Source organism: Dellaglioa sp. CoH-56-MRSF-14 (assembly GCF_056782115.1).
The window spans coordinates 1-256 of the sequence record NZ_JBXAYB010000117.1 but is presented as its reverse complement, the minus strand read 5'-3'; the positions used below and the strand labels follow the sequence as shown (position 1 = coordinate 256).

Annotated in this window: 1 rRNA gene; it reads left to right on the top strand. The window is 57.0% G+C overall.

Annotated features, from left to right (window positions below):
- Positions 1–256: ribosomal RNA gene (locus tag AC1RPX_RS08015) — 23S ribosomal RNA — on the top strand; the annotation flags it as partial.

Sequence of the window (256 nt, the reverse complement as noted above, 5' to 3'; positions counted from 1 at the left end):
CTGATCGAGTCGTCCTGCGCGGAAGATGTAACGGGGCTAAGCTATATACCGAAGCTGCGGATGCGTGCTTAGCACGCATGGTAGGAGAGCGTTCCGTAAGCCTGCGAAGGTGCCTTGTAAAGGGTGCTGGAGGTATCGGAAGTGCGAATGCTGACATGAGTAGCGATAAAGGGGGTGAAAGGCCCCCTCACCGTAAGCCCAAGGTTTCCTACGCAACGTTCATCGGCATAGGGTGAGTCGGCCCCTAAGGCGAGGC